The organism is Bacillus proteolyticus, from assembly GCF_001884065.1.
In the GTDB taxonomy this organism is placed as follows: domain Bacteria; phylum Bacillota; class Bacilli; order Bacillales; family Bacillaceae_G; genus Bacillus_A; species Bacillus_A proteolyticus.
In genome coordinates this window covers 34399-44816 of sequence record NZ_MACH01000019.1, presented here as the reverse complement: position 1 = coordinate 44816, position 10418 = coordinate 34399, and the positions used below count along the sequence as shown (strand labels likewise).

12 protein-coding genes and 1 riboswitch are annotated in these 10418 nt (G+C 36.6%); of the genes, 2 read left to right on the top strand and 10 right to left on the bottom strand.

Annotated elements, in window-relative coordinates; all coding sequences use genetic code 11:
• Positions 1-96: 96 nt before the first annotated feature.
• Positions 97-867 (bottom strand): putative protein N(5)-glutamine methyltransferase, encoded by a 771-nt coding sequence (locus tag BAQ49_RS03180; RefSeq protein ID WP_071744164.1) that lies wholly within the window; start codon positions 865-867, stop codon positions 97-99.
• A 574-nt stretch (positions 868-1441) separates the two neighbouring features.
• Here BAQ49_RS03180 and BAQ49_RS03175 point away from each other — a divergent pair.
• On the top strand, positions 1442-2788 hold the full coding sequence (locus tag BAQ49_RS03175) for a short-chain fatty acid transporter (RefSeq protein ID WP_071744162.1): 1347 nt from the start codon (positions 1442-1444) through the stop codon (positions 2786-2788).
• A 157-nt stretch (positions 2789-2945) separates the two neighbouring features.
• On the opposite strand, the gene BAQ49_RS03170 is transcribed toward BAQ49_RS03175, so the two are convergent.
• The 4 genes from BAQ49_RS03170 to BAQ49_RS03155 all read right to left on the bottom strand — a co-directional run bounded on the left by BAQ49_RS03170 (position 2946) and on the right by BAQ49_RS03155 (position 4868).
• A complete protein-coding gene (locus tag BAQ49_RS03170) occupies positions 2946-3308 on the bottom strand; it encodes a group-specific protein (RefSeq protein WP_071744161.1) in 363 nt (120 codons plus the stop codon).
• On the bottom strand, positions 3305-3880 hold the full coding sequence (locus BAQ49_RS03165) for an NAD(P)H-dependent oxidoreductase (RefSeq protein ID WP_071744160.1): 576 nt from the start codon (positions 3878-3880) through the stop codon (positions 3305-3307). The genes BAQ49_RS03170 and BAQ49_RS03165 overlap by 4 nt, the downstream gene beginning before the upstream one ends.
• 23 nt (positions 3881-3903) lie before the next feature.
• Positions 3904-4293 carry an SWIM zinc finger family protein gene (locus tag BAQ49_RS03160; RefSeq protein WP_071744159.1) on the bottom strand — a complete coding sequence of 130 codons (390 nt, stop codon included), beginning with the start codon at positions 4291-4293 and terminating at the stop codon, positions 3904-3906.
• A gap of 254 nt (positions 4294-4547) precedes the next feature.
• Entirely contained in the window at positions 4548-4868 is a 321-nt protein-coding gene (locus BAQ49_RS03155; RefSeq protein WP_002110869.1) for a hypothetical protein, read from the bottom strand.
• Positions 4869-4906: 38 nt separating this feature from the next.
• Positions 4907-5005: riboswitch (SAM riboswitch) on the bottom strand.
• Between the two features lie 123 nt (positions 5006-5128).
• Here BAQ49_RS03155 and BAQ49_RS03150 point away from each other — a divergent pair.
• The gene (locus tag BAQ49_RS03150) at positions 5129-5320 is read left to right on the top strand and encodes a hypothetical protein (protein ID WP_071744158.1); all 192 of its coding nucleotides are present in this window, start codon (positions 5129-5131) and stop codon (positions 5318-5320) included.
• Between the two features lie 30 nt (positions 5321-5350).
• On the opposite strand, the gene BAQ49_RS03145 is transcribed toward BAQ49_RS03150, so the two are convergent.
• The 5 genes from BAQ49_RS03145 to BAQ49_RS03125 all read right to left on the bottom strand — a co-directional run bounded on the left by BAQ49_RS03145 (position 5351) and on the right by BAQ49_RS03125 (position 10298).
• Entirely contained in the window at positions 5351-6073 is a 723-nt protein-coding gene (locus BAQ49_RS03145) for a YwiC-like family protein (RefSeq protein ID WP_071744157.1), read from the bottom strand.
• A 185-nt stretch (positions 6074-6258) separates the two neighbouring features.
• Entirely contained in the window at positions 6259-6960 is a 702-nt protein-coding gene (locus BAQ49_RS03140; protein WP_071744156.1) for an ECF transporter S component, read from the bottom strand.
• The gene (locus tag BAQ49_RS03135; protein ID WP_071744155.1) at positions 6933-8594 is read right to left on the bottom strand and encodes an ABC transporter ATP-binding protein; all 1662 of its coding nucleotides are present in this window, start codon (positions 8592-8594) and stop codon (positions 6933-6935) included. The genes BAQ49_RS03140 and BAQ49_RS03135 overlap by 28 nt, the downstream gene beginning before the upstream one ends.
• Positions 8567-9445, bottom strand: coding sequence for an energy-coupling factor transporter transmembrane component T (locus BAQ49_RS03130; protein WP_071744154.1), 879 nt, complete (start codon positions 9443-9445; stop codon positions 8567-8569). Before BAQ49_RS03130 ends, BAQ49_RS03135 begins: the two co-directional genes overlap by 28 nt.
• A gap of 28 nt (positions 9446-9473) precedes the next feature.
• The gene (locus BAQ49_RS03125; RefSeq protein ID WP_071744153.1) at positions 9474-10298 is read right to left on the bottom strand and encodes a DUF4430 domain-containing protein; all 825 of its coding nucleotides are present in this window, start codon (positions 10296-10298) and stop codon (positions 9474-9476) included.
• Positions 10299-10418: the final 120 nt, after the last annotated feature.

Here is a 10418-nt window from a genome sequence, read left to right as displayed (position 1 = left end):
GATTATTAGACACAGTCTAACAATCGGAGGTGCACTTTTTACGGATTCGCCCCCTTGTAGGGATTAATTATATTCATTGAATAATGCCTATTTACTCTAACAGCTAGAATTAGAACCGATAATGACAGTAGCGTCCAGTTCCTTATTTCTAGCGACTTTTGTGCTAAGCCCAGCACCAGCAAAGATTTCAAAAGCCTGGGGTGCCTGAACTTCGCTCGTCTCTATCAAAAGATGTCCATCCAAAGCTAACCAGAGTAAAGCTTCTTCTGCGACTCTTCGCAGAATGTTAAGACCATCCTCCCCCCCGTCAAGCGTCACATTTGGTTCATATAGGCGTGCCTCCCGGGGGAGAAACTTTATTATTTCGGTAGGAACGTAAGGTACGTTCGCAACTAGGATATTTACATGGCCCTTAAGTGAGTCTGGTAGAGCTTTATACAAGTCACCTTCAAAAGCATGACCGCCAAAATTCGTTACATTACGGCTAGCGCATTGTACTGCGATAGGGTCAATATCAACAGAATACAATTCAACTCGTCCCAAAGTTGCTGCCAGTGCTGCACCCACAGCACCTGACCCACAACATAGGTCAACAATGATATCGCTAGAACGTGACAACGCCTCTGTTTGATGAACAAGGAACTCGGTACGTTTACGCGGTACAAAAATGCCTCGATCCACTTCTACTCGTAAACCACAGAACTCCGTATATCCAACAACGTATTCCAGAGGTAAACCGTTGACTCGCATTTCTACCATTTCCATAAGGTCCTCTGAAGTTAGTGCCTCTGAAATAAGTAACCGGGTCTCATCTTCTGCGAAAACACAACCAGCGCTCCGAAGCTTGCTAACTATATATTTTTCCATTTTCATATCCAAAAAGAAATTTGTTTTATTCTCTATATTATCTCACCACTTTTGATAAAGTTTGTTTGTAATTCAGAATTCGTTAAAAATAGCTGATATCCTTCTTCAATAATCTGGCTCTTACATACAGTGAAACTTTAATCAGTGGGGGTTTTGTCCATCCCCCACTGATTATTAGCCCGCACCAATCGGGCGTTTACGGGCAGTTATCTCCCGCCTAACTTCCTAGCATTCGCCGAATTTCGAGGTAGGAGTTTTACTGCTCGCAAATAGCGGGGTAAACTGTAATTTGATGGACATATTCGTCTATGACCACCTCTTTCCCTTGTATATAGAGCATTCTTTTCAATTTCAGTTCAAAATGAAATAACATTTCAATATAAAATATCAATCTACCTAGACATTATGACAACCACCTTAAAAATCTGAATTTTCTATATATTAAAGAATATTACTCAAACAACCTCGAATATTGTAATACAGTGAAACTTTAATCAGTGGGGGTTTGTTCATCCCCCACTGATTATTAGCCCGCAAATAGCGGGATGAACATACATAAGGAGGTTGATTTATTTTGTTTCGTTCATTTACAAATGGATGTGTTGCCCTTGTGCAGCGTTTCTTGCCAGAACCGTTTATTTTATCATGCTTATTAACTGTTTTCGTTATCTTCTTCGGCATGTTTGCAACGCACCAAACACCGGTAGAAATGATTACGCATTGGGGCAATGGAATTTGGGGACTTCTTGCCTTTTCTATGCAAATGGCTCTTGTACTCGTGACGGGATCTGCTTTAGCAAATGCCCCTCTTATTAAAAAAGGGTTAACGAAAGCAGCAAAACTACCGAAAACGAATGGCCAAGGTATTATCGCAATTTCAATTGTAAGTTTACTAGGAGCATACATAAACTGGGGATTTGGTATTGTTGTCTCTGTTTTATATGCAAAAGAAGTGGCAAGACAGTTAGAAGGATTAGATTATAGGTTAGCAATCGCTTCTTCTTACTCCGGATTTCTCATTTGGCATGCAGGCCTTTCTGCTTCTATCCCTCTTACGTTAGCAACAGGCGGTGAAACGTTAATTAAAACGACAGCTGGAAGTATTAAAGAAGCGATTCCAATAACAGAAACGTTATTCTCACCATACGCTCTCGTTCCAGTCATTATCTTTTTAATTACGATGCCTCTCATTAATAAAGCAATGCATCCAGATGAAAAACATACGATTACAGTAGACCCTAGCGTGTTCCATGAAGAGGCTGCTGCTCAAGAAGTAGAGCAAAAAACATTCGCTGAAAAAATGGAAAATAGTATGATTATTACACTTTGCATCGGGCTATTAGGTCTTATTTATATTTTTAACTATTTTAGTACGAAAGGCTTTAACCTTACACTTGATATCGTTATTTTTATGTTATTAATTGCGGGTCTTATTTTCCACCGTACTCCGATTCAATATATTCGCGCTTTCTCTGACTCAACAAAGAGCGCTTCTGGTATTTTACTTCAGTTTCCGTTCTATGCCGGAATTATGGGGATGATGATTGGAGTAAATAGTGAAGGGCTTTCGCTTGGAGGAGCTATTTCTACTTTCTTTATTAGCATTTCAAATGAAACCACATTCCCGCTCTTTACATTTTTAAGTGCTGGAATTGTTAATATTTTCGTTCCATCTGGAGGCGGACAATGGGCTGTGCAAGCACCAATTATGATTCCAGCTGGCGCTGAACTTGGTGTACCTGCTGCGAAAACAGCGATGGCAATTGCATGGGGCGATGCTTGGACAAATTTAATTCAACCTTTCTGGGCATTACCGGCATTAGCAATAGCTGGTTTAGGCGCTCGTGATATTATGGGATTTTGTGTTGTTAATTTACTTTATGCAGGATTTATCATTAGTCTGTGTTTCTTATTTATTTAAACGAAAAGCTAGTTTTATACTAGCTTTTTTACATAATAATTCATTTACCCCGCATTAACGGGCAGTAAACCTTCCCCTATGTTAGGCAGGAGATTAACTGCCCGTAAATGCCCGATTGGTGAAGGCTAATAATCAGTGGGAGGGAACACCCCACTGATTAAAGTTTCACTTTATTTCCCATGCAATTTATAATCTTCTTCCACTCTATCTCCGTAAGATTTAATGCCGCAAATGCAAAAAAATCCTCACATACTTTTTCAATCAGATGTGGATTTTCCCCCAAGAAATTCCACTGTAACGCTTTAGGAAGACAATACGTTTCATATTCTTTACTTCCCCGTACTACCTCATCAACTTCTCTTTCACAAATCCCTCTTATTAAGTAATCATTTCTTAATTGAATCTTCATTTGTTGAAACGTTTCACTACATTTTTTCAATTGAAGTAAACATGTAATATACGTCCGAAAAAGTTCATTATCATACTGACAACAATTTATAATACGATCAAGTTCATTCATAATGTACGAGCCTTTTCTTCTATTTGTAATAACCACTTTTCCCGCTTCTCTAGTTTACTCGTTTTCACAGATTGAAAAACAGACCGTTTTATATCACGAATACCACAAAAACGTAAAACTCCTCTTTTCATCATAATCCAATCCGCTGATCGATATAATAGTGCCACGTACCATAACGGTGAGTCTAACGTATTAATAACCCATGCTTTCTTTCCTTTCAATAAACCTTTCGGCAGGGCTCCTTCATATTTATAAGCAAATCCAGCTACAAAAATACGATCGATAAATCCTTTTAAAATAGCAGGCATGCCCCACCACCATATCGGATATATGAAAAGAAGAGTATCCGCCGCTTTCACTAATTCTCTATATCGCTTCGTCTCTTCTTCATATAGTAAATCCCGTCTTTTTTTCTCTTCATTAAATACAAGCACTGGATCAAATTGTTCTTTATATAAATCAAGTAGCGTAACAGAATGATTTGTTTCCCCAAGTCCTTTTTGCACATGCTCTAAAATCGCTGCGTTAAAGCTTGAAGGACTAGGGTGAGCGTATATAATTAGTACGTTCACTACAAAGCAACTCCCCTCTACAGTTAAATCTTCCCTTTCTTTAACATCGTCTCTACGATTTGGACATTTTTTGAACTTTGTAACAAACGATTTAGTACTGTTAGTAATTCTTCTTTTTCTAAACCTTTCAGTTGTTCTTTAACTGTACTCTCACCAGCATCTTGAATATCATACACAACTGCCGCCATATGCTTACAATAATTTTCATTCGGACACTCGCAGCTGCTTTTTGTAAAATCAGTAAGGTCAATAATTACTTCATAGTTTCCTGCATTTCCAGTAACGAAAGCAAATACTTTCTTTTCTTGTATTTCAACATCTTCTACATGTCCCTCTTCATAATATTCATAACCTTTATCTATAATGTACTTTGGAATCCATTTCGTTATATCTTTTAATAAGTAAGCGTACATCCTATCACCTCTTCCTTTAATTCCCTTTTGACTTCAAAAACCCCACATGTTATTCTAATTACTGTCAAGTAGCGAGTCTACGTGACAAAACGACTGACACCTATTCGGCGAAGGTGTCTCTTTTATTTGCAGCCGATAATGAAGTGCCTCTTTCAGGCACATTCAATCTTTGACACTACACACTCAACACCATTCCCTTGTATCAGGCTGCTTTAGCAGTCTTTTACACTACATACTTCAAAAAAAAAGAGAGCCTAGCTCCCTTTTCCCGCTTTATAAAATACCCCTTTTTCAGCATAGCGATATTCATCATCAGCTAAAGTAATTTTCCCATCCAGTTTGAGTTCATCTAATAGTCTTGATAAATAAAATTGATGTAACATTTTTTTCGTGAATTTTCCTTCATGATGCGAAACGATATGTTCTTGAATATCTAACAATGATATTGGCTTATCTTGCTCTATCATATATTCATAAACTGTACTACGCAGTTTTACGTATTTTTCGAGTGTCACAGTACTTCGCAACCCCTTTCTTCTTATTATATGTTTTCGTAATCGGTTTTTTTGCAACAAAAAAACCTCTCCGATAAGAAGAAGTTACGTATATCTTCGTCTTATCTCCCAGAACAAAAATGTTCTGCTGGAATTAGCACCTGCATCGCGGTTGCTGGGTTTCATCGGGCCAGTCCCTCCACCTCTCTGGATAAGAAAATATTCACTTTATAATAAACTATACGTAATTTCATTTTAATTGTCAAATAAATATAACAAATTATATTTTTCTCCTCAGTGTTCATACTACATGTATATGAGTAAAAAAGGAGGACTATGAAATGTATCAAAACGCCCGCGGATATGTACAAGATTCTTTTCAATCATTAAAAGAAGCAAAACATTGTTTAGAAGAAGCACTACAAACAGTTGAAAAAGATTTTAATCGCGCACGTATTGAACAATCCCTTTACGCCGTAGAGCAAGCATTGCAAAGATGTGATTATACCGTTCACATTTTAGAAAAAGATTGAAAACTTCCCATCAATAGATGGGAAGTTTTTTCAAATGGCATACTTCATTATTATTGCCGTTATGATTAAAAAATATACAGAATTAACAATTTCTAAAACCCCTACTTTTAATATAGAAATTTTTTTACCATACAATATAATTGCTCGAATGACACTTGGTACGAATATAAGAGAACACCATGGATTGATAGCAAATACAATTACCGTCAATACAATATGATACCCCCAAGATATGAGACGATACTTCGGATTATTTTTCTCACGAATCATTGTTTTCACATAAAACGTACTTCCTAAAAAATACAAAAATGAAATAAGCGCAATGATTACTGCGGTTTTATCGATTTGCTTCATTGAAAAATAATAACTTATTAAACCACCTATACAAAACACTATAATCGCACAAATATCATTTAGTAATGCTCGTTCATTTTTTTGACGAGCGTAATACATATTTACAATAAACAATGGAATCATTAATACTGCGAATAAAAGAATTCGCCATTCATATAATAAAGAAATCATCCCAAATACGAATGCAATGATAGAATAAACAATTGTAGCGTGTAGAAACTCTTTGTTTCGTCTTTTCCTTATGTACATAAGAAATGGATACGTAGCTAAATAGATAAAGAACCACGCTAAAAACAGTGGGATATGATAGAAAGTAGGGTTCCCAAGTATGACACTTAATAGAAATGGTATAACAAGCATAGCCCATGCACCATGTTGCTTCGGAATAACTAACTTCATTAACTATACACCTCCTCTTTGAAAATAATTCTCACCTAATATTATACAAATATTTTTATATAATAGCCGACTTATATTGGATCTATTTTTTGACAATAAAAAAATGCTCCTTACAATATGTAAGAAGCATGAAAGAGGCAAACGAATATGTAAGTCGCGACCCTACCTTATATGAGTATGCTTTTCTATGTCACGTTATGCTCATCTAATATACCGTATTTCTTTTTAAATCTTGTGAGGATCGTAATCCATGACGTACTAAATAACAGCAGGAAAATAACATTCGATATCGCGTGACTAAGATCGAAAGAAAAACTTGCGACATAGTAAGCAATAACTGTTTCCCAAGTTGCTTCCTGTATAAAACCGAGAAGACCCCAGAAATTCATAATCCAGCCAAATAAAAATCCAACGACGAATCCGTACAACAGTCTCCCCCACAGTTTTTTCATCAAAAATGTATTTCGGAGTAATCCCGCTATAAATCCGATCATACCCCAAGAGAACATTTGCCACGGCGTCCACGGACCTTGTCCTAAAAAAATATTAGATACAGTGGCCGCCGTTGCCCCGATCATAAAGCCAGTTTCACTTCCAAAAACAATTGCAGAAACGATAATGACAAAGGAAGTCGGTTGTACACTCGGTAATATCGAAAATGGTACCCGGCTAACTGCTGCAATCGCTGCTAACACAGCAACGATAACAATTTCACGTGAAACAAACGCCCTCCTTTCAAAACGGACGTAGAAAGGTAGCATAATGACAGCTAATAAAAACAAACTACTTACCATGTAATACCCGTCCATAATAAGAGTCGTAAAGAGTAGTGTACATATTACAACGGCAAAAATAAATATTATAAACGCAACATATCGTTTGGACACGCTTCGTACACATCCTCCCACGTTAATGCAAATGGCAACTCTCTACGGATGAATCGGTTAATAGATGTTGTATAAAAGAAGTTACCACTAAAGAACTCTTTCGGTGCATCATTCATAATGACTTTCCCGTCAAATAACATCATACATTGATCAACGTATTTCGCTGCAAACTCAATATCGTGCGTTGCCATTACAATTGTTGCACCTTCTTTTTGCAATTGTTTAAACAGCTCTCCTACTCTTTCCTTTTTCCATGGATCTAGTCCCTTTGTCGGCTCATCGAGTAATAATAAAGTTGGTTTTGATAATAACGTTGTACATAATGCAAGTAGTTGTTGCTCCCCGCCGCTACAATCATGCGGATGGCGCTCTTTAAGCGAATCTAACCAGAACTTTTCCAACATTTCTTCTGCTATTACTTTTCCCTCTTCGCCATATAATTCACGAGCACGCTCATAAACCTCTTCCCATACTGTATCAAATGTAAAATGATAGTATGGATGCTGTGATACATACCCAATACTTTTAAATCGTTCTTTCGAATCAATTTTATGTATCACTTTTCCATTCCACTTTACCTTACCTCTTCTAGCTTTTTGCAATCCTGCTAAAATCGTTAACAGTGTAGACTTCCCAGTTCCGTTTTTCCCAACTAGAGCTGTCCATTTTCCTTTTTCGATGTTCACTGTTAAATCTCGTAAAATAAGTGGACTATTTTTTTCATATTGAAAAGATATATGTTCTGCACTTAAAATTACTTCTTGCTTTTCACATTGTTCTACTTGCTCATTCCTATATGATAGCGCTGAAAAATCATTCATTTTCATTTGCGCTTCTCGTACTGTAAACGGAATATCTTCTACATTCCACTCTAAAAACAATCTTGGAATTTGGGGAATGAATGGATGGAACTTTTCTACTTCCCACATGTTCGCTATCACACTTTTAGAAGTACCATCATAAATGATTCTGCCATTATCCATACAAACAACGCGTGTTGCGAGCGGTATAACTTCATCTAAACGATGTTCACTTAAAACTATCGTAATTCCGAGTTCTTCATTAATACGTTTTAACAATCCTAAAAACTCTTTTGCAGCAATCGGATCTAGCTGCGCTGTCGGTTCATCCAGTAATAGTAGCTTCGGCTGCATGACTAATACTGCTGCTAAATTTACTAGTTGTTTTTGACCACCAGATAAAGTATGAACAGATTGATGTAACAAATCTTGAAATCCTAAAAAGCTAATGAGTTCCGCTATTCTTTTTTGAATAATATGTGATGGTAGCCCGATATTTTCTAAAGAGAATGCTAATTCTTGAATAACTGTATCCATTACGAGCTGATTTTCTGGGTTTTGAAATACCATACCAATTTCTTGTGCAGATAATAAATCTGGTACATCTTCTAATAAAGCACCATCATAATATGTATGCCCAGAACGCGTGCCAATTGGAAGTAACTCCTTTTTAAAATGTTTCAATAAAGTTGTCTTCCCAGAACCAGAACCACCAGCAAGTACTATAAATTCTCCTTTTTGAACAGAAAGAGAAATATGCTGTAACGCGTATTCATTTTCATCAGCATATATAAATGATAAATTCTTCATTTCTGCATGCGCCACCATATCCATTCCCTTCCTTCCATTACAATCGGTAAACTAATAAACATCATAAATAGGAAAAACATCATTCCATCATATTGCTGGAACAGTATTGATTCCACTTTCGGATAAATAATCAATTTCCCTCCGCCATAATAACTAAATATGAATGAGGCTATAAATAGAATACTTAAATAACTTAGCGTGTACCAATCGCGTCTTTCCATTCTATACCGAATATAAGTCGTACGTTTCGTTACACCAAATCCACGAGCTTGCATAGAATCTGCTGTTTGTAGTGCATCTTCTAACGAACAAACTAATAACACTTGCAGTAATTTCATCCCATTTTTTATACGCTCAATGAGTGAACCTGAATCTAATTGTACACCTTTCGTTTTTTGGACGAGTGTAATTTTCTTTAACCGCCTAATAAATAAAGGAACAAATCGCACTGTAATCATCGTTAACAATGCAACTTTCGGTGAAATTCTTGAAAACAAATATAAAAATTTATGACTCGAAATAATATCGTTATAAGAAGCAAACGTAAACATAATCGCAACTAATAATAACCCCATTACAAGTCCATACATACAAGCCTCAAGCTTAATCCGGCTATCTCCTAAATAAAATAAAGTAGTCGCTCCTCTATGCGTTAACAAAGAATTGAATAAAATTACCATCAAAAAGAATATAAAAGTACTAGGCAGCATCTTTCTTATTTTCTCACCATTCCCTTGTACTATATTTAAGATTACTATTAGTACAATCGCTCCAATTAAAAAAAGAGGATGAAGACACATCATACATAGTATCATCACCCCAATATAATAGAAAAAATTCACAAAAGGATGTAAAGAAGAAAAGCTTATTTTCATAGTCCTTTACCGAAGATCCTTTCTTAATTTAGTATACATACACCCATTCAACTGTATCTCCTGGTTTAACTGTAACTACACCAGCACTACGGTTTGGAAACGATCCGTTCACACGATATTTCCATCCGCTATTATCATTTACATCTTTTTCATATAAATTTTCAATACCTTTTACGTAAACATCTCCTTTAGAGCCCATTGCATCAACATCTAATCCTGTGCTCTTTAACACACTATACACTGTGTCGCCTTCTTGAACATCAACCTTTTTCGCACCTAATAAGTATCCTTCATTTCCTTTTACGGAGATAGTAACTTGTTTTGGTTTTGGTATTACTGGATCTGGCACTGGCGGTACTGGATCTGGTACCGGTGTTGGTGGAACCGGCACAGTTACCTGTTGCCCTTTATTTGGATCTTCTTTTTGCTCCTGCTTTGGTGTTTCTTTCGGCTGATTAACAACCTTTGCTTCTTCTTTTACTTCTGGTGCTTTCGGTTGCTGAGGTTTCTCTTCTTGTACTTTTTGTTGTTCTGGTTGTTTATTTGCAGCAGGCTGTTCCTTTGGTTGCTCTTCTTTTTTTACTTCCGGTTGTGCCTGCGCTTTTTCTTCTTTTTGTTTCTCTTCTACTTTTTGTTCTTGTTTATCTTTCTGCTCTTCTTGTGGTTTCTGCTCCGGTTCAGCTTGTTTCTCTTCCGGTTTCGGTACATCTTTTTGTTCTTCCTGTTTCGCTACTTCTTTTTGCTCTTCTTGCTTCGGTTCTGCCTTCTTCTCAGGCTTTACAGCCGTTTCTTCACATCCGGCTAATAATCCCAATGAAAGAATTAAAGAAATGAACCATTTCATCTTACTCATGCTGTCCCTCACCTTTCATATTAAAGTGAAACTTTAATGAGTGGAGATTTTGTTCATCCCCACTCATTATTGGCTCTCACTTTTATAATAAAATTAGGAGCAAATGATTGCTCCTAATTT